Annotated in this window: 17 protein-coding genes and 1 pseudogene; 10 read left to right on the top strand and 8 right to left on the bottom strand. The window is 71.3% G+C overall.

The window, feature by feature from the left end; all coding sequences use genetic code 11:
* Positions 1-6: 6 nt before the first annotated feature.
* From ACFQVC_RS03675 to ligD, 4 genes are all read right to left on the bottom strand, one after another.
* Complete coding sequence (locus tag ACFQVC_RS03675) at positions 7-771, bottom strand: GvpL/GvpF family gas vesicle protein (protein ID WP_381826310.1); 765 nt, start codon at positions 769-771, stop codon at positions 7-9.
* Positions 768-1,214, bottom strand: coding sequence for a gas vesicle structural protein GvpA (locus ACFQVC_RS03670; protein ID WP_381826308.1), 447 nt, complete (start codon positions 1,212-1,214; stop codon positions 768-770). The genes ACFQVC_RS03675 and ACFQVC_RS03670 overlap by 4 nt, the downstream gene beginning before the upstream one ends.
* A 136-nt stretch (positions 1,215-1,350) precedes the next feature.
* Positions 1,351-1,698, bottom strand: coding sequence for a gas vesicle protein GvpO (locus tag ACFQVC_RS03665; RefSeq protein WP_381826306.1), 348 nt, complete (start codon positions 1,696-1,698; stop codon positions 1,351-1,353).
* A 60-nt stretch (positions 1,699-1,758) separates the two neighbouring features.
* On the bottom strand, positions 1,759-2,688 hold the full coding sequence (gene ligD, locus ACFQVC_RS03660; RefSeq protein WP_381826304.1) for a non-homologous end-joining DNA ligase: 930 nt from the start codon (positions 2,686-2,688) through the stop codon (positions 1,759-1,761).
* Positions 2,689-2,810: 122 nt separating this feature from the next.
* Between ligD and ACFQVC_RS03655 the strand changes: the two genes are divergently transcribed.
* The 7 genes from ACFQVC_RS03655 (at position 2,811) to ACFQVC_RS03625 (ending at position 10,906) form a co-directional block, all read left to right on the top strand.
* Positions 2,811-3,854 carry an ABC transporter substrate-binding protein gene (locus ACFQVC_RS03655; RefSeq protein WP_381826302.1) on the top strand — a complete coding sequence of 348 codons (1,044 nt, stop codon included), beginning with the start codon at positions 2,811-2,813 and terminating at the stop codon, positions 3,852-3,854.
* Between the two features lie 352 nt (positions 3,855-4,206).
* Positions 4,207-4,986, top strand: a complete 780-nt coding sequence (locus ACFQVC_RS03650) for an ABC transporter permease (RefSeq protein WP_381826300.1) — start codon at positions 4,207-4,209, stop codon at positions 4,984-4,986.
* Positions 4,987-5,092: 106 nt separating this feature from the next.
* A complete protein-coding gene (gene mdlC / locus ACFQVC_RS03645) occupies positions 5,093-6,700 on the top strand; it encodes a benzoylformate decarboxylase (protein ID WP_381826298.1) in 1,608 nt (535 codons plus the stop codon).
* A 111-nt stretch (positions 6,701-6,811) separates the two neighbouring features.
* Positions 6,812-7,510: a Clp protease N-terminal domain-containing protein gene (locus ACFQVC_RS03640; protein WP_381826296.1), complete on the top strand. Its 699-nt coding sequence runs from the start codon at positions 6,812-6,814 to the stop codon at positions 7,508-7,510.
* A gap of 99 nt (positions 7,511-7,609) precedes the next feature.
* Positions 7,610-7,978 carry a hypothetical protein gene (locus tag ACFQVC_RS03635; protein ID WP_381826294.1) on the top strand — a complete coding sequence of 123 codons (369 nt, stop codon included), beginning with the start codon at positions 7,610-7,612 and terminating at the stop codon, positions 7,976-7,978.
* A 61-nt stretch (positions 7,979-8,039) separates the two neighbouring features.
* Positions 8,040-10,277, top strand: coding sequence for a DUF6571 family protein (locus ACFQVC_RS03630; protein WP_381826293.1), 2,238 nt, complete (start codon positions 8,040-8,042; stop codon positions 10,275-10,277).
* Entirely contained in the window at positions 10,274-10,906 is a 633-nt protein-coding gene (locus tag ACFQVC_RS03625; protein ID WP_381826292.1) for a hypothetical protein, read from the top strand. The genes ACFQVC_RS03630 and ACFQVC_RS03625 overlap by 4 nt, the downstream gene beginning before the upstream one ends.
* A 99-nt stretch (positions 10,907-11,005) precedes the next feature.
* On the opposite strand, the gene ACFQVC_RS03620 is transcribed toward ACFQVC_RS03625, so the two are convergent.
* Both ACFQVC_RS03620 and ACFQVC_RS03615 read right to left on the bottom strand, forming a co-directional pair.
* Positions 11,006-12,856 carry a transketolase gene (locus tag ACFQVC_RS03620; RefSeq protein ID WP_381826290.1) on the bottom strand — a complete coding sequence of 617 codons (1,851 nt, stop codon included), beginning with the start codon at positions 12,854-12,856 and terminating at the stop codon, positions 11,006-11,008.
* A gap of 8 nt (positions 12,857-12,864) precedes the next feature.
* Positions 12,865-14,358 (bottom strand): NAD(P)/FAD-dependent oxidoreductase, encoded by a 1,494-nt coding sequence (locus tag ACFQVC_RS03615; protein ID WP_381826288.1) that lies wholly within the window; start codon positions 14,356-14,358, stop codon positions 12,865-12,867.
* Positions 14,359-14,544: 186 nt separating this feature from the next.
* On the opposite strand from ACFQVC_RS03615, the pseudogene ACFQVC_RS03610 reads away from it, so the two are divergent.
* The 3 genes and pseudogenes from ACFQVC_RS03610 to ACFQVC_RS03600 all read left to right on the top strand — a co-directional run.
* Positions 14,545-15,026: pseudogene (locus ACFQVC_RS03610) on the top strand (TIGR03557 family F420-dependent LLM class oxidoreductase); the annotation flags it as partial.
* Between the two features lie 15 nt (positions 15,027-15,041).
* On the top strand, positions 15,042-15,521 hold the full coding sequence (locus ACFQVC_RS03605; protein WP_381827088.1) for a GMC oxidoreductase: 480 nt from the start codon (positions 15,042-15,044) through the stop codon (positions 15,519-15,521).
* Positions 15,518-16,615 carry an enolase C-terminal domain-like protein gene (locus ACFQVC_RS03600; RefSeq protein WP_381826286.1) on the top strand — a complete coding sequence of 366 codons (1,098 nt, stop codon included), beginning with the start codon at positions 15,518-15,520 and terminating at the stop codon, positions 16,613-16,615. Before ACFQVC_RS03605 ends, ACFQVC_RS03600 begins: the two co-directional genes overlap by 4 nt.
* Before the next feature lie 65 nt (positions 16,616-16,680).
* On the opposite strand, the gene ACFQVC_RS03595 is transcribed toward ACFQVC_RS03600, so the two are convergent.
* Both ACFQVC_RS03595 and ACFQVC_RS03590 read right to left on the bottom strand, forming a co-directional pair.
* Entirely contained in the window at positions 16,681-17,772 is a 1,092-nt protein-coding gene (locus ACFQVC_RS03595; RefSeq protein WP_381826284.1) for an SDR family oxidoreductase, read from the bottom strand.
* A 3-nt stretch (positions 17,773-17,775) separates the two neighbouring features.
* Positions 17,776-18,387, bottom strand: a complete 612-nt coding sequence (locus tag ACFQVC_RS03590; protein ID WP_381826283.1) for a phage holin family protein — start codon at positions 18,385-18,387, stop codon at positions 17,776-17,778.
* Positions 18,388-18,404: the final 17 nt, after the last annotated feature.

Raw genomic sequence — 18,404 nt, 5'->3', positions numbered from 1 at the left:
GCCCCGTCAGGCCGACCACTCGGGCACGGACGATGTCGCGTGCTCGGCGGGGCCGGGGTCGACGAAGCTGTACGGCGGCAGCGGGCCGTTGATCCGCACGTCCAGGTGCGGGTTCTCGGCGCGTACGGTCTCCACGGCCGTCAGGAACTGCTCGGCCGTGTCACGCCGTACGAGGAACGACACATTGGCCAGCCATCCCGTCGACTCGGGTCCGGCGCTGACCGCGTCGGCGGCCGGTTCCAGGGTGCGCTGCAGCAGCGTGGCGTCCTCCGCCTCGCGGGCCTGCACGGCCGCCACGACCATCTCACCGAGCTGCAGCCGCTGTTCGTAACTGCCGCCGCCCGCTTGCCTGTTGGCCTCGGCGAGGGAGCGGATCTCGGGGTTCTCGGCCATCACGCGGTGCAGGACGGCCTCTTCGTTGTGGGTGGCCTTGACGTTGTACTCGACCTTGCCCTCCAGGGCGGCGAGGCGCTCCTTGTAGTGCTCGGCGCGCTCTTCGAGTACGGCCTCGACGGTCTTGTCGTCGGGCGCGAGACTGCCGAAGCGCATCGGCAGGACGGGCCCGCCGCTGCCGGCCTCCGACAGCACGTTCTGGTGGGCGAGCAGGTCATTGCGCTTGGGCCGCAGGCCGTCGGGCGCCTCGCTCACGATCGCGGCGAGGTCGCCCCCGGTGACGATCCGCACGGTGCGCGCCGGATCGCCGATGCCTCCCATCCCTTCGGGCAGACCGGAGTGGCCACGGTGCGCGATTCCGTAGATGTACGTGCTCACTCCTGCTCCTCCTTCTTGCGGCGCGCGCTGCTCGTGCCGCTCGTGCTGCTGCGCCGACTGCGCGACCTGGGCTCTTCCTGGCCCTCGTCACGGGCCTGCCGGAACGCGTCCGACACCGTCTCCGCGGCCCCGGACAGGGCGCCCTTGGCCTTGCCGCGCGAACCCGACTCGGTCATCTGGCCCACCATGTCGGGCAGACCGGGGTTCTTGCGCGGGCCTGCCTCCAGGTCGAGGCGGTTACAGGCCTCGGCGAAGCGCAGATAGGTGTCGACACTGGCGACGACGACCCTGACGTCGATCTTCAGGATCTCGATACCGACCAGGGACACACGGACGAACGCGTCAATGACGAGGCCGCGGTCCAGGACGAGTTCGATGACGTCGTACAGGCCACTGGTGCCGCCGGAGCCGCCACCGGATTGCTGTGCAGGGACAACGGTCATCGCGACCGGTCCTCCTCTACTTGTCTTGCTTGCTTGTCGGGCATCTCTGGCTTCTCCGGCCCGACCGCTCGGGTCGGGCGCTCGGCCGCTGCGGCCGGAAGCCGTGCCGTAGTAACCGGCGCGGGGTCGGCGGCCGTCAGCGGCCGCCGGACCTGTGTGCGTCGCTGCGCCCACGTTCGTAGCGCCGGACCCGCCGGTAGCCCGTGAGCGTGCCCTGCGGGTCGAGATCGACCTGGTAGCTCGCCATCAGGCTCATCGTGTCGGGGACCCTGGCGAGTTCGAGTACCTCGATCTCCAGGGCCCAGCCGTCCTCCGTGCGTTCGAAGGACGTCACGGACTCGGCCGCCATGCCGGTGAGCTCGGCGAGCTGGGTGCGCGCCTCGCGCTGCACCGTCATCGGGCCCGGCGCTTGTTCCGCCGCGCTCGGCTTCTTGTTAGCGGTACTTCTTGATCTGTTCGGGGTGTTTCCTGATGTATTCGCCATGGCAGCCTCCCCGTTCGAGTGACCCCGGCGGTCCTGGCCAAACCTTGGCCAGGGTGACCTTCAGGAGCTTGAGCTGGTGTTGTTGCGCAGCGCATTGAGGCGGCGCCGCGCCGGTCCGAGTGCCCGGCCGTGCCGCAGCAGTCCCTGCCATGGATTGCCGCGCGCCTGCTCGGCGGCGTCGGCGATGGTCCAGCGGCGGGAGTGCAGCTTCGGGTCGTCCAGCTGGTCCCAGGCGATCGGCACCGCGACGGGTGCGCCCGGCTTGGCGCGCACGGTGCACGGCACGACGGCCGTCTGTGCGTAGCCGTTGCGCATGACGTCGAGGTAGAGACGGTCGCCGCGGTCCTTCTTGCGGGCGGCCGTGGTCAGCTCTTCGGGATGGGCCTCGGCCAGGGTGTCGGCGACGTCCTTGGCGAAGCCGCGTACCTCGTCGAAGTCGTGATGGCCGTTGACCGGCACGACGACATGCAGTCCGCGCGAGCCGGTGGTCATCAGGGCGGAGGCCAGACGGAGCTGGTCCAGGAGCTCGCCCACGCGGTGCGCGGCCCTGCGTACGTCCTCGAAGTCGTCGCCGGCCGGGTCGAGGTCGAAGACCATGCGGTCGGGCCGGTCGATCCTGCCGGTGCGGGACTGCCACCGGTGCAGGGTCACGGCGGCCTGGTCGGCGAGGTAGACGAGGGTCGCGGTGTCGTCGCACACGGTGTGCGTGACGGTGCCGCCCTCCTTCTTGTCGACCGTGACCCGGGTGATCCAGTCGGGGTAGTGGTCGGGGGTGTCCTTCTGCATGAAGCGCTCACCCTTGATGCCGTCCGGGTGCCGCTCCAGCATCAGCGGGCGCCCGCGCAGCTGCGGCAGCATGAACGGGGCCACCGACCGGTAGTAGTCGACGAGGTCCGCCTTCGTGTAGCCGTCGTCGGGGAACAGCACCTTGTCCGGCCGGTGCAGCTGCACGGTGCGCTGCCCGGCACGCACCGACTGCGCGTGGTCCATCACATCTCCTCTCAAGTGGGGCGATGTCCTGCGGGGGTACCCCGAACAGGCCGGGGTACTCCGTGGCCGGCGGCCGTACGCCCTCTGGTCTGTGATTCACCCAACAACTAACCTCGCCGGACATGCAGGCTCGACTCGGTTCGTTACGGCCCACGTGGCAGACAGGGCAGGCAGGGCAGGCAAGAGCGAAGGGGAGAGCGGGCACGGCGGCGCTCCTGGGGCTCGCACTGGTCGCGGCGGGCTGCTCCGGTGGCGGCGAGAGCCCGGGCGGCGGCTCCGGCAAGGCGGCGGGCGGCCTGGAGAAGACCACGGTGACCGTGGCCTCGCTCCCGCTGGTCGACGCGGCTCCCCTGCATATCGCGGTGGCGCGGAAGTTCTTCGAGCAGGAGGGCCTGACCGTCCGGGTCAAGCCGGTGCAGCAGTCCGTGCAGGTGCTGTCCGCCCTCGCCAAGGGGCAGCTCGACGTCATCGCCGGGGCGAACTACGTGACGTTCCTGCAGGCCCAGGAGAAGGGCACGCTCGCGGTCCGGATCCTCGCCGAGGGCGCGACCCTGGCGCCCGGCATGATGGATGTCGTCGTGCCCCGGGACTCCCCCGTCGAGTCGGCCGCCGACCTCAAGGGCAAGTCGGTCGCGATGAACATCCTCAACAACATCCAGTCGCTCACCTTGGACGCGGTGCTCGCAGGGGACGGCGCCGGGCCGGTGACGTACCGTCAAATACCGTTCCCGCAAATGGGGGTGGCCCTTGAGCAGAAGCAGGTGGACGCCGCGCATGTGGTGGAGCCGTTCCTGTCCGACGTGAAGAAGAAGCTCGGCGCACGCGTCGTCGTCAAGGGCGGCGACGGCCCCGTCGAGGGGCTGCCGATCAGCGGCTACGTCACCACTCGGCAGTTCGCCGACGCCAACCCGCGCACCGCCCGCGCCTTCCAGCGCGCCATCCGCAAGGCGCAGGCCGTCGCGGACGAGGACCGCGACGCCGTCACCGCCGTCCTGCCCGGCTACGCCCGGATCACCCCCGCACAGGCCCGCGGCATCGCGCTGCCCGGCTACCCGGAGAAGTCCGATCCGCGGCGGCTGCGCCGTCTGATCGACCTGATGGTCGAGGACAGACTCCTGAAGAAGCCGGCCGACCCGGCCGAGCTGCTGCACCTCGGCGAGCGATGAGGCACGAGTCCGGGTGGGCGGCTGGCGGGGCGGTGGCGGTGGCGGTGGCGGTGGTGGGCCGATGACACACAGGGACCGGTGGCCGGTGGCCGGTGGTGGGCCGATGACACACAGGGACCGGTGGCCGGTGGTGGGCCGATGACACGCAAGTCCCGGCGGACGGCGGTGGGCCGATGACACGCAAGTCCCGGCAGACGGCGGTGGGCCGATGACGCACAGGGACCGGTGGCCGGTGGCCGGCGGTGGACCGATGACGCACAGGGACCGGTGGCCGGCGGTGGGCCGATGACACGCAAGTCCCGGCGGACGGCGGTGGGCCGATGACACGCAAGTCCCGGCGGACGGTGAACCGATGACACACGTGTACCGGTGGGCCGTGCTCGCCCTGGCCGTTCTCGGCTGGCAGCTCGTGGCCCGTGCGCACGGCAGCGTCTTCTTCCCGCCGCCCTCCTCGATCGCCGCCCACATGCGCGGCCTGTGGTTCGACGGGCCGCTCGCGCACGGCTTCCTGTCCGCCGACGCGACCGCCCACATCCTGCCGAGCATGGCCAGGATGGGCGTGGGCTTTCTGCTCGCCGCGGCCGCCGGAATCGTGCTCGGCCTTGCGCTCGGCCGCTCCGCGTACGCACACGCCGCGCTCGACCCGGTGCTGCAGTTCGCCCGCGCCGTGCCGCCGCCCGCGCTCGTGCCGGTCTTCGTGGTGTTCCTCGACTTCGGTACGCAGATGCAGATCACGTCGATCGTGTTCAGCGCGGTGTGGCCGGTGCTCATCAACACCGCGGAGGGCGCGAGGGCGGTGGATCCGGTGCAGTTGGAGACGGCGCGGGTGTACGGGCTCAGCGGCCCGCAGCGGGTACGGCTTCTGCTGCTGCCCGCCGCGCTGCCGAAGATCTTCGCGGGCCTGCGCCTGTCGCTATCGCTCTCGCTGATCCTGATGGTGTTCTCCGAGCTCCTTCCCGGTACGGCGAACGGGCTCGGCTTCCAGCTGACCGACGCGCAGAGCCGCTCCGATCTGCTGACGGTGTGGTCGGTGATCGTCCTGCTCGGCGCGCTCGGCTATCTGTGCAACGCCGCTCTGCTCGGTGTGGAGCGACGCCTGCTCGCCTGGCACACGGCGGCCCGCCAGAGCTGAGGGCCGGCCCGCCAGAGCTGAGGGACCGGCAGGAACCGAAGGACCGGCAGGAACCGAAGGACCCGCAAGAACCGAAGGACCCGCAAGAACCGAGGGAGTTGAGGACTTGCCCCTGATCCCGCCGCAACCCACCGTCCGCGAAGCCGTGCTGGAATTCTGCCGGCAGACCGGAATGACGACCGTGTTCGGCAACCCGGGCTCCACGGAGCTGCGCTTGCTGCGCGACTGGCCCTACGACTTCCGCTACGTCCTCGGCCTGCAGGAGTCCGTGGCCGTCGGCATGGCAGCGGGCCACGCCCTCGGCACGGGCCGCGCCGCCCTGGTGAATCTGCACTCCGCGGGCGGTGTGGGACACGCTCTCGGCGCCGTGTTCAACGCCTGCCGCGACCGGGTGCCGGTGGTGATCGTGGCGGGCCAGCAGTCCCGTCCACTGCTGCCCCTGCACCCCTTCCTGGGCGCCGACGAACCCGCCGAGTTCCCCCGTCCGTATGTGAAGTGGAGCCGTCAGCCGCAGCGCGCCGAGGATGTGCCGGCCGCGCTCGCCGAGGCGCACCGGGTGGCGATGACACATCCGCGGGGCCCGGTGTTCCTGTCGGTGCCGGAGGACGACTGGGACGCGCCGGCCGCGCACGTGCCGCCCCGCACGGTCCATGACACGTTCACGGCCGCGCCCGCCGTCCTCGCGGACCTGGCCGAGCGGCTCGACTCCTGCGCGCGGCCCGCGCTGGTGGTGGGTCCGGGTGTGGAGGACGACGGGGCCCTTGAGGCGGTGGTGGCCCTGGCCGAGCGCATCCGCGCGGCGGTCTGGATCAGCCCGCTCTCGGGACGCTCGGGCTTCCCGGAAACGCACCCGCTCTTCCAGGGGTTTCTGCCGCCGGTGCGCGGGCAGTTGGCGGCGCGGCTCGCCCACAACGACGTGGTGGTGGCGCTCGGGGCGGCCCTGTTCACGTATCACGTCAGTGGCGGAGGACCGCTCCTCGCCGACGACTGCGAACTGTTCCACCTGGACTGCGACCCGGCGCAGGCGGCGTGGCTGCCGATCGGCACGAGCCTGCTCACGACGGTACGAGCGGGCGTCGAGGCCCTGACGGGCCTGGTGAAACCGGCGACGCGCACCGCTCCCCCGCCCCGCCCCCGTACTCCGCGGGCCACCGAATCGGAGCCGCTCTCGGCGGCGTACGTCCTGGACGTACTGTCCGAACTCACCGACCCGGCAGGGGTGTTGGTCGAGGAGGCCCCGAGCCACCGCGAGGCCCTGCACGCGCGCGTGCCGATCACCCGCCCCGGCGGCTTCCTCACCACGGGCAGTGGTGCGCTCGGCTGGGGCCTGCCGCTCGCCGTGGGCCGGGCCCTTGTGGGTGACGGGCGGGTGGTGTGCGTGGTCGGCGACGGTTCGGCGCTGTACTCGGTGCAGGCCATCTGGTCCGCGGTCCGGCACCGGGCGCCGGTGACGTTCGTCCTGCTCGACAACGGCGGCTACGAGGCGGTCAAGGCACTCGGCCTGCGCATCGGCGCCGGCGATGTACCCGGCACGGACATCGGCGGCATCGACTTCACGGCTCTGGCCACGGCCTTCGGCTGCCCCGCGACCCACGCCGTCACCCCGGAGGAGCTGCGCGCGGAACTCCCCCGCGCCCTGGAACCGGCGGGCGGCGGCCCGGCCCTGGTGCGGGTGGAGGTGGCACGGGAGGGGACGGCGGCGTATCCGGAGTGAGGAGCCCCGGAGGGCCGGCCGACCACCATGAGCGCGGGGATCAGAGCCCCCTCCCCCTTCAACTGGCAACCCACCCTTGACACTTGAGGACTGTCAAGGCTCACTTGACGTATGCCACTTCCCGACCTGGACGACCTCATAGCCGAGGTGGACCGCACCTGCGCCACCGCCCACACCGCCACCGGCCAGGAGCAGCCCGACTGGCTCGCGCTCCTGACCACGGCCGCGCACCTCTCCGGCCGACTCCAGGCACTCGCCGACGACCTCGTGGAGGACTACGTCGAGCACTGCCGCATGCACGGCGTCTCCTGGGCCGACATCGGCTCGGCGCTCGGCGTGACCCGGCAGGCGGCGCAGCAGCGCTTCCACGCCCCCCACAAGCGCTACAGCCAGGAGGACTTCACCGAAGAGCTGCGCACGGCGATGACCCACGTGAAGCGGGCGGCCGTGCAGCACCGCAACAACTACATCGGCACCGAGCACCTGCTGTACGGCCTGACGGCACAGGAGAACAGCGCCACACGACTGCTCGCGGCCGCCGGAGCCCCGCGCGCCACGGTGCACGACGCGGTCGCGTCCCTCCTGAGCACGGGCGCCTCGCAGGCCGCGGAGCGGATCGCCTGGACGCCTTACTCCCGCAAGGCCATCGCCATCGCCGAAGAGGCGGCGGAGCGCGCGGGGGCGCCGCTCATCGGCTGCGACCACCTGCTGCTCGGGCTCGCCGCCATCGGGCGCGGGACGGCCATGGCGGTGTTGTGTGAATCCGGTATCAATCCGTCCGCCCTGCAAGAAGCCGTTGTGAGCGCATAAGGGGATTGATAGGTTCCCGTCAATTAGGCGCGCCCGGTGGCTCGATTCCATCGCTGGTCGCTTGCGTTCGCGCGCCCACAACGGGGAGGGACCCGGACCATGCGTCCAGCTGAACCCTCGGGGCCGACCACCAGAGTCGACACCGACAAGCTCAACACGGCCAGCAACAACCTCGTCGAGCTGCGCGGCGACACGGACAACGCCGACCGGGTGTCCCAGGAGGACACCTTCGACGCGATCAAGTACCTCAACAAGCACTCCTTCGGCACCGCCCCCGACGACGGCTCCTGGGCCACGGCCGGCGGGCTCGTCGAGCTGGACACCCGCTGGACGCAGCAGGTGCTCAACCTGAAGGAGATGCTGCAGTCCATCAGCGACAAGATCCATGACACCCGCGGGAACTACACCCGCCGGGAGGACCACGAGCGGTCCCAGCACGACCGCGGCGTGATGAGCGACTTCGGCTGACGTCCGCCCGCTCCCCGGTTCCTTCTCTCAACTCCCTTCACGTGCCGCTGGATTGGTGCTCATGGTCTCGTTCGCGTATCTCAATGAAGCCGACCTCTCGAAGCTGGAGACGGCCGCCAAGTCCTGGGGCAAGCTCCGCTCCAAGTACGAAGGGCTCGCCATCGAGTTCGACCGGGGCGTGCATGACGTGCTGCAGGGCAACTGGGAGGGCGAGGCCGCCTCGGCGGCCTTTCGCACCATGAAGGCGGCCACCCGCGAATACCAGGGCGCCGCGGACGAGTCCAAGCGCATATCGAACCTCCTCACCGACGCCCACACCGAGTTCTCCACCTACCAGAAGCAGCTGCACGAGCTGGTGCGTGAGGCCCGCAAGGACAGCTACAAGATCTCGGACAAGGGCCGGGTCGAGGACGTCGACTCCCGCTGGGACAGCCCCACCGCCACCGCCGCACCGGGCTTCGCCGAGGAGCGCAAGCAGGGCCTCGACTCGGTCGTGAACCGGCTCGAGAAGATCCTGATGCAGGCCACCGCCGCCGACGAGGCCTGCAACGCTGCCCTGATCCGGGACGCCAACGGCGCCGACGACGACCGCTTCAACGGCAAGCGCACCTACGAGAAGCTCGATGCCATCGAGGCGGACAAGGCCTCGCACCTGATGAAGAAGAAGGGCCGCCTGACCGACGGGGAGTTCATGGAACTCAACCGGCTCCTGGAGGCCAACCGGAACGACCCGGAGTTCTCCCGCCGCTTCGCCGTACGCACCGGGGCCGAGAACACCCTCGAGAAGTACAACGAGATGATGAACCCGCCCCCCGGCACCCAGCTGTCCAAGGCGGAGCTCGCCGAGCTCAAGGAGTTCCGCAAGAACCTCGGCACCACCATCGGCACCGCGACCCGCTCGGACGACAAGGCCGATAGCCCGGACCGCGGTATCACCAAGTTCCAGAACGATCTGCGCGACATGGAGCAGCGGGACTTCAACGCCAACCCCAGCGACTCCGCGTACGGCCTGAACGGCTTCCAGGTCACCAGCAGCCTGATGAGCGAGGGCAAGTGGGACAAGGGGTTCCTGCAGGACTACGGCCATGACCTGATCAAGGCGGAGAAGCAGGGCACCAGCGGCTTCCAGAACCCGGACGCGTTCTGGTCGGCGAACGGCAACCGCACCCCCGGCATGGCCAACATGGGCGTACTCGACCCCATGACCGGCTTCATGGACGCCCTCGGCCACAACCCGGAGGCGTCCACGGAGTTCCTCGGCTCGGAGACCGAGGTCGGCGACGAGAAGGTCGACCACCTCGACTACCTGATGGAGGACCGCCATTGGCCCGAGGGCGCGGCCTACACCGGTGACTCCGACAACCCCAAGGGCTACAACAACCTCGGGCACGCCCTGGAGTCGGCGACGACCGGCCACCCCTACGACACCCCGGCCCACGGCAATCTGCCCGCCCACAACGACGCTCAGACGGACATCATGCGCCGCGTCGTGGAAGGCGTGTCGAAGGACGACGGGCTCGCGCACGGCGGCATGCAGGACAGCCTGGGCCAGATGACCGCCGAGTACATGTCGGACTTCAACCGGGCCGTGGCCAACGACCAGTCCGACGACATGAAGTCCCTCTACCCGGTCGCGGGCAGCGAGCTCGGCCTGAGCGAACAGGACGCGACCCGCTTCATGATGACCGTCGGCAAGGACCCCGACGGCTACGCGGCGATCAACCTCGGCCAGACCGCGTACGCGTCCAACCTCATGGACTACCACCTGCAGCACCCGGACAAGTACGGCCCCTCCACCGAGGAGGCCATCAACAACATCGCGCACAACTCGGGCGAGGTGCAGGGTGCCATCGGCGTCGGCAGGCGCGAGTCGAACATCGGTGACGCCGTGGAGGCCGACAAGGCGTACAACGAGTCCATGTCGCGCGGCGGTTCGTTCGCTGCGGGCATCGTCGGCGCCGGTATCGGTGTGGGTGCGTCGTTCATCGCCTCGCCCGCCGTCGGCGCCGGGGTCGGCGGCGTGGCCACCACCATCACCGGTGACCTGATCAACCAGATCGTCAGCGGCAACGAGCAGGACACCAAGGGCGACGCCGTCTACTCCGCGGGCAAGGACTGGGAGCACGTCAAGCACTCCACCGCCGCGGTCACCCAGGACGCCTTCCAACGTGCGGCCGAGGCGAACGGGCTGCAGAACACCGGCGACTACAACAGCAGGATCGCCGACAAGACCACGGCCGGCATCGTCGAGGCCGAGTCCAACCTCAAGGGCTACGCCCAGGACAAGGAGAGCGAGTGAACCGGCGCATGGCGCTGACCGGCGCCGGTGCGGCGGTCCTGGCCGCCGGCCTCGTGGGCGTTCTGTTCGCCACCGGTGCCCTGGGCGGCGGCGACCGGTCGGCGCTGGAAGCGAAGAAGATCTGCGGGGACATGGATTACGCGTCGCAGGCGAAGGCGTTCCAGCGCGTGGTACCCGACGACGGCGGCGACGTCGGCACCGACTCCAGCGTCCGCGGGCGCCCGGAGGACCACGAGTGGACATCGCGCTGTCTGCTCTCTCTCGACGGCGAGAACGCCCTGCTGATCGACAGCAGGCTGGTGCTCACGACCCCGGAGAACTGGCAGCGCAACCTCTGGTCACGGGAGATCGCCGACGGCAAGGACCTCAAGAAGGTGGACCTCGGCGCCCGCGCCCTGTCCACCCCCAACTCCTTCGCCCTGCTGGTGAGTTGCACTTCCGAGGACCGGAGCAACCGCCCCCTGCAGCTCAGCGTCGCCGTCACCGCTCAGGGCGAAGCCCGCACGGACGACGGCGCCCGCCGCCAGGACCTGGCCGACATCGGCGTACGGGCCGCACAGCTCGCGGACGCGGAAACCGGGTGCAAGCCGGCCGAGGCCCTGCCGAAGACGGCACCGGAAGTGAAGTGACGCAGCGGCACCGGCCGTGAAGTGACCCAACGGCACGGGCCGTCAAATGAACCAGGAGGCCCGCCCCGGTGAGTCACCGGCCCCGGTGACTCACCGGCCTCACTGCACCACCGCATGCTCCACCAGCAGCCGCACCCCCGCCGCGATCGACTCCGCGTCGATGCCCGCGGCGTGGAGCTGCTCGGCCGGGGTGGCCGAGCCGGGCATGGTGCGGACGGCGAGGCGGACAAGGCGCGGGGGCGGGCTGCCGTCGGTGAAGGCGTCCAGGACCGCGTCGCCCAGGCCGCCCTCCTCGCGGTGGTCCTCGACCGTGAGGAGACAGCCGGTCCGCTCCGCGGCCTCGCGCAGGGTGCGGCGGTCGACGGGCTTGACGGAGTAGAGGTCGATGACCCGCACGCGGATGCCCGCCGTCGCCAACTCGTCGGCAGCGGCGAGCGCTTCGTGCACGGTCACCCCCGCGGCGACCACCGTGACCGCGTCCTCGTCGCTGGAGCGCAGCACCTTGCTGCCGCCGACGGGGAAGGTCTCGTCGGGGCCGTAGATCACCGGGGTGTCGCCGCGCGACGTCCGCAGATAGCGGATGCCGGTCTGCTGCGCCATCTCCGCCACGAGGTGCGCGGTCTGCTGGGCGTCGCACGGGTAGAGCACCGTCGAGCCGTGCACCGCGCGGAACAGCGCCAGGTCCTCCAGGCCCATCTGGGACGGGCCGTCCTGCCCGATGGCGACGCCGGCGTGGGAGCCGACCAGGTTCATCGAGACGCCGCCGATGGATGCCATGCGGATGAAGTCGTGCGCCCGGGTCAGGAACGCGGCGAAGCTCGTCGCGAACGGGTTGAAGCCGCGTACCGAGAGGCCCGTCGCGGCGGCGACCAGCTGCTGTTCGGCGATGTAGCACTCGAAGTAGCGCTCGGGGTGCTCCTTGGCGAACATCTCGGCGCGGGTCGAGTCGCCGACCTCTCCGTCGAGGGCGACGACGTCCCCGCGGGCCGTGCCGAGCGCGGTGAGCGCCTGCCCGAAGGCGGTACGGGTGGCCACCGAGTCGCCGACCTCGTAGCGCGGCAGCTCCAGATGACCACTGCGTACGGCGTGCAACACCCTTGCTGCGGGCGGCACTTGGACCTGCACGTGCAGATCGCGGACGCCGCCCAGCTCCTCGATGGCCGCCTCGGGGTTCTTCACGGGCTTGCCGTGCAGGCCCTCACGGTCCTCGGCGGCGGCCACACCCTTGCCCTTGAGGGTGCGGGCGAGGATGACCGTGGGCTGTCCCGCCGTGGAGCGCGCCTCCTGGTAGGCGCGGTCGAGTTCGTCGATGTCGTGTCCGTCCGCGACCTCGATGGTGTGCCAGCCGAAGGCGGCGAAGCGGCGGGCGTACGCGTCCAGGTCGTGCCCGTGCCGGGTGGGGCCGCGCTGGCCGAGGCGGTTGACGTCGACGAGTGCGGTGAGGTTGTCCAGGTTCTCGTGCCCGGCGTGCTCGGCGGCCTCCCACAGGGAGCCCTCGGCGAGTTCGCTGTCACCGCACAGCACCCACACCCGGTAGCCGATACGTTCCAGGCGCTTGCCCGCGAGGGCCATGCCCACGCCGACCGGCAGGCCCTGTCCGAGCGAGCCGGTCGCGACCTCGACCCACGGCAGCCGGCGCGGCGTCGGATGGCCTTCGAGGCGGCTGCCGAGGGTGCGGAAGGTGCGCAGTTCGTCGTCGGTGAGCGCGCCGGCGGCCTTGTACGCGGCGTACAGGAGCGGCGAGGCATGTCCCTTGGAGAGGACGAACCGGTCGTTGCCCGGGTGTTCGGGCCGCTCGAAGTCGTAGCGGAGATGGCGGGCGAAGAGCACCGCCATCAGGTCGGCGGCCGACATCGACGAGGTGGGATGGCCCGAGCCCGCGGCGGCGGCCATCCGGATCGAGTCCACTCGCAACTGCTGGGCGAGCTCGGCGACTTGTTCGGTGTGCATGGTGGCGATCAGTCCTTCCCTCCGGGCTTTCCTGGGCCCCTGGGGTCTCCGGGGTCTCCAGGGTCTCCGGGGCCTCCGGGGCCTCCGGGGCCTCCGGGGCCTCCGGGGCTCTCGGGCGGTGCCAAATCCCGGGGACCGGCGGCCTCTTCGTCCCGCTCCGCACCCCCGTCCCGCTCCGCACTCCCATCCCGCTCCGGAGGCCCCGGCAAACGGGCGAGTTCGGGGGATGCCGTGTCGAGGGGGACCGACCAGGAGCGGACCAGGCCCAACTGCACGGCCTGGCGCGGCAGTACGGCGTCCAGGAGCCAGTCCGCACCGACCCTGATCCGGTTGCCCGGCATCGCGGCGAGGTGGTAGCCGCGGGTCACCGCGGCCGCGACGGGACCGGCAAGGGGGACGCCGAGCGGGTTGGCGACCGCCTTCACACCGCCCAGGTCCACGGTGAAACCGAGGTCGTTGTGGCGGTACTCCTTGGACGTGCCGATACCCATCGAGGCGGCGACGTTACGGCCCGCGACGGCGCCCTGCCGCCAGGCGTGCTGGGCGGTCATCGGGGTGAAGCTCCCGGGTTCGCTCAGATCGGGTACGGCCGCGGCGTCACCGCAGGCGAACACCTCGGGATGGCCCGGCACATTGAGCTGCGGGTCGACGACGAGCCGGCCGCGTTCGACGGGCTGCCCGACCTCCTGGACCAGCGGGTCGGGCCGCACGCCCACGCACCAGATGAGGGTGCGGCTGTCGATGAAGTCGCCGTCGTCGAGCAGGACTCCATCGGGCTTGGCCTCCTTCACGGACGTGCCCGTGCGTACGTCGACGCCGCGCTGCTCCAGCACCTTGCCGGCGGTACGGGACAGCCGGCGGTCGAGTTCGGGCAGCACGCGCGGCGCGATGTCGAGAAGCATCCAGCGCGGCGTGACGCCCTGGCGCAGCGGCCGCTTCTTCACCAGCGCGTCGGTGAACAGCTTTCCCTGGGCGGCGACTTCGGTACCGGTGTAGCCCGCGCCGACGACCACGAAGGTGCAGCGGGAGCGGCAGCCCTCGGGGGTGTCGGCGGCCGCGCCGAGCTCGATCTGCCGGGTCACGTGATCGCGTAGATACAGGGCCTCGGGCAGGCTCCGGAAGCCGTGCGCGTTCTCGGCGACGCCCGGGACGGGCAGCAGCTTGTTGACGCTGCCGACGGCGAGGACGAGACGGTCGTACGACAGCTCGCCGCGGTCGCCCTCGGGGTCGGTGTAGCTCACCCGGCGTCGCTCCAGGTCGACGCCGTCGGCCTCACCGAGGACGAGGCGGACCCGTGGCAGCGTGCCGGGCAGCGACACGGTGACGCGGCGCGGTTCCAGGACACCGGCGGCGACCTGGGGCAGCAGCGGCAGATACAGGAAGTAGTCGGTGGGGTTGAGCAGGACGACCTCGGCCTGGTCCCGGGCCACCCGGGAGAGGGTTCGGGCGGCCCGGAATCCGGCGAAGCCGGCCCCGACGATCACGACGCGGGTACGGCTCACGTTCGCCTCCTGCACGGTCTCGGCTGCGGTGCCCGCGGTCACGGTCCCGGCCGCGGGGCTTGACGCGTGCCCTTGCCGACCGCGCCCAAACGTGGAGCACACCTCAGCTGGAACGCCAGGTCGCGCACGTTTCCCCACGTCCACCGGGGATACCCGGTCGACCCGCCCCTTTCCGGAGGTGACCCCATGGCCGAGTACGGCTACTTCCTGGCGACCGAGGAGTTCGGCCCTGCCGAGTTGGTCGAACAGGCACGGATGGCCGAACAGGCCGGCTTCAGCTCGCTGTGAATCTCCGACCACTACCACCCGTGGAACGAGGCACAGGGACAGAGCCCCTTCGTCTGGTCGGTCATCGGCGCGCTCTCCGAGTCCGTGTCGCTGCCGGTGGAGACGAGACCGCCGTCACCTGCCCCACCACGCGGATCCACCCGGCCGTCGTGGCGCAGGCCGCCGCGACCAGCGCCGTGCAGACGGAAGGCCGCTTCCGGCTCGGCGTCGGCACCGGGGAAGCACTCAACGAGCACATCCTCGGCGGCGCGTGGCCCCCGTCGCACCTGCGCAGGGACATGCTCGAAGAGGCCGTACTCGTGATGCGGCAGCTGTTCTCGGGCGAGGAGATCAGCCACTACGGCAAGCACTACACGGTGGAGAAGGCCCGCCTCTACACGGAGCTGCGGGCGTACATGCGCGACTACCCGCACTGGGCGGTACTCGGCGCGCTGTGCGAGTTCCTGCCGCACCCCGGCAACCGCGTGACGCTCGACCGGCAGACCGACCGGCACGGGCTGCCCGTGGCGCGCTTCACGCACAGCATGTCCGGGAACGACGAGGCGCTGGTGGCGGCCGCACGCTCCACGATGACGGACATCCTGCGCGCGGCCGGCGCGGGCGAGGTCCTGACGGTGCAGCGGTACGCCCACCTGGCGGGCGGCTGCCGGATGGGCGACGCACCCGAACACGCCGTCGTGGACGCCGACTTGAGGTCCTTCTCCGTCCCCAACCTGCTCATCACCGACGGCAGCGTGCTGCCCACACAGGGCGCCGCCAACCCCGCTCTCACGATCATGGCGCTCGCCGACCGCGCCGCGGACCGGCTGATCACCGGCGCCCGCGGCGGACTCCCCTCTCCAAGTACTGGCACCCGAGAACGAACGGACCGATGAAGAACACCGTAAGAATCGAACCCCCCGCCGTGTCCGCCTACGTCATCCCCACCGACGCCCCCGAGGCGGACGGAACCCTCTCCTGGGACACCACGACCGTCGTGGTGACCGAGATCACCGCCGGTGACGCCACCGGCACCGGCTGGACCTACGCTCCCGCCGCCGCCGCAGACGTGGTGCGCGAACAGCTCGCCCCCGTACTCACCGGCGGCGACGCCCTCGACATCCCGAGGGCGCACGACCAGATGTGCAAGGCGGTGCGCAACGCGGGCCGCCCCGGCATCGCGGGCTGCGCGCTGTCGGCCGTCGACATCGCCCTGTGGGATCTCAAGGCCCGCCTGCTGGAGGTGCCGCTCGCCCGGCTCCTCGGCTCGGTCCGCGACACGGTGCCCGTGTACGGCAGCGGCGGCTTCACGACGTACCACGACACGCACTTGGCGGCGCAGCTCAACGGCTGGGTGCACGGCCAGCAGATCCCCCGCGTCAAAATCAAGATCGGCGAGGCCTGGGGGCGGGCCGTGGAACGCGATCTCGCGCGGGTCCGCACGGCCCGCAAAGTCGTGGGCCCCGGCACGGAGTTGTATGTCGACGCCAACGGCGCCTACACCCGCAAGCAGGCCGTCAGGATCGGCGGTGCGCTCGCCGACATGGAGGTGGGCTGGTTCGAGGAACCCGTCTCGTCGGACGACCTCAAGGGCCTGCACCGGGTGCGGCAGGCCCTCGTATGCGATGTCACAGCCGGCGAATACGGCTACGACCTCCCCTATTTCGCGCGGATGATCCCCGCGGTGGACTGCCTCCAGGCCGACGCCACGCGCTGCGGCGGCCTCACCGAGTGGCTGCGTACGGCCGCCCTCGCGCAGGCGCACGGCCTGGAGGTCTCCGCGCACGGCGCCCCGCACGTCCACGCGTCGGCTGCCGCCTGCGTACCGAATCTGCGGCACATCGAGTGGTTCCACGACCACGTACGGATCGAGTCGATGTTCTTCGACGGCGTCCTGGACCCGACGGGCGGCACGGTACGTCCCGACGGCGGCCTCGGGCACGGGCTGATGCTGCGGACGGAGGAGATCGAGGAGTTCCGGATCGTGTGACCGTGTGAGGCCCCGGTGGGCGGCCCCACCGCCTGATGACGGCCCTCACCGCGTGATGAGGGCCCTCACCGCCGGGTGAGGATGAGGCGCCGTCCCAGCACCGTCGCCGCGCCCGCCGCCGCCAGGCCCCCGATCCGGCCCCGGTTGCGCGACCACCAGGCCGCGGCGCTGCGTTCACGCGCCTCGTCGTCGTACCGGCCGTGGGCACCGTGGTCGTGGCCGTGCGGCCCGTCCGCCGGTGTCCACAGATTGCCGCCCTGCGGCGACCCGGTGCCGGTGGCGGGGCCGGTGCCGGTGCCGTCGGCCACTTCGCCGTTCTCCGAGTGCTCCAACTCGGGGTCTGCGTCCTCGACTTGGGCGGCGAAGGCGGTACGGGCCAGATAGCGGTCGAGGAGGCCCGGCATGAGCTTGTTGGCGATCAGGGCCGCCGTGGTGCTGCCGCCCACCCAGTACTCGCGGCGGCGCCCGTGCGCGGCCGCGTGCACGACGGCGCGTGCGGCCACTTCCGGCTGGTAGACCGGCGCGACGGGCCTGGCACGGCCCGGCACCCGGCTCAACACCCAGTCGAACTGCGGGGTGTTGACCGCGGGCAGCTGCACCATCGTGGTGCGCACCCCGCTGCCCGCGTGCAGCAGTTCGCAGCGCACCGATTCATTGAACCCCTGGATGGCGTGCTTGGCGCCGCAGTACGCGGACTGCAGCGGAACGCCCCGGTAGGCGAGGGCCGAGCCGACCTGTACGACGGTGCCACGGTCGCGCGGCAGCATCTGCCGCAGGGCGGCCCGGGTGCCGAACACATAGCCCAGATACGTCACTTCGGTGACGCGCCGGAACTCGTCGGGGCTGATCTCGGTGAACGGGGCGAAGATCCCCGCGAAGGCGTTGTTGACCCAGACGTCCACGGGCCCGAGTTCCTGCGCGACCCGCTGCCCGGCGTCCTCGACGGCCTTCGCGTCGGCCATGTCGACGGGGACGACGAGTGCCTCGCCGCCCGCGCGCTGCACTTCGTCGGCGGCGGCCGCGAGTCCGGTCCTGCCGCGGCCGAGCAGCGCGACCTTGTCGCCGCGGTCGGCGAAGGCGCGGGCCACGGCCCGGCCCACGCCGCCCCCGGCGCCGGTCACCACCACGGTCCTGGGGCGCCGGCCGAGGGCGGCCATGCCTCACCTCGCCCCGGGCTGCGGCCCCTGCGGGCCGGGCGGATCACTCTGCGCGGGCGGTGTGCCGGTGCCGTACGGCCCGGCCGGCGGCACATCGGTGCCGGTGCCCATGGGTCCGGGCGGCCTGCCGGGCGGCGGCGTCGGCGAGCCGGGGCTCACGGGACTGCCGACGGGGCTGCCGGACGTGCCCGGGGTGCCGGGCTGTTCGGCGGAGGGCCCGCCCGGCGGCAGCAGCGAGGCGTCGGTGCCCGGCGCGGGGTGCGCCATGGCCTCGTCCCGCTGCGCGTCGTGCTGTGCCCGCCCGCCCGTACGCGCCGAGCTGCGCAGCGCGTACGCCAGGGCCGCGAGCAGCCCGGCCATGATGAACGCGGCCGCCCAGCCGGGCAGTCCGAGAGCGAGCAGCAGGCCGAGCGCGAGGGCCGCGAAGCCGCCCGCGTACAGGGCCGCCGCCCCGGACGCGGCGTACAGCGAGGCGGTACGCCGCTGTTTGCGGGTCTGTTCGCGCAGTTCGTCACGGAGCTCGTCGCGCACCGTCTCGCGGACGATCTGCGCGAGCGCGTCGGTCAGATTGCGGTCCAGTCGATCTGTGCGTGTTGTCCGTTCTGTGCGTTCCATGTCGCCCCGGGTACCCG

The sequence above is a fragment of the Streptomyces monticola genome, assembly GCF_042665355.1.
GTDB classification, from domain to species: Bacteria; Actinomycetota; Actinomycetes; order Streptomycetales; family Streptomycetaceae; genus Streptomyces; species Streptomyces monticola.
Note: the sequence above shows the minus strand (reverse complement) of the source record. Positions and strands in the feature narration are given on the sequence as shown.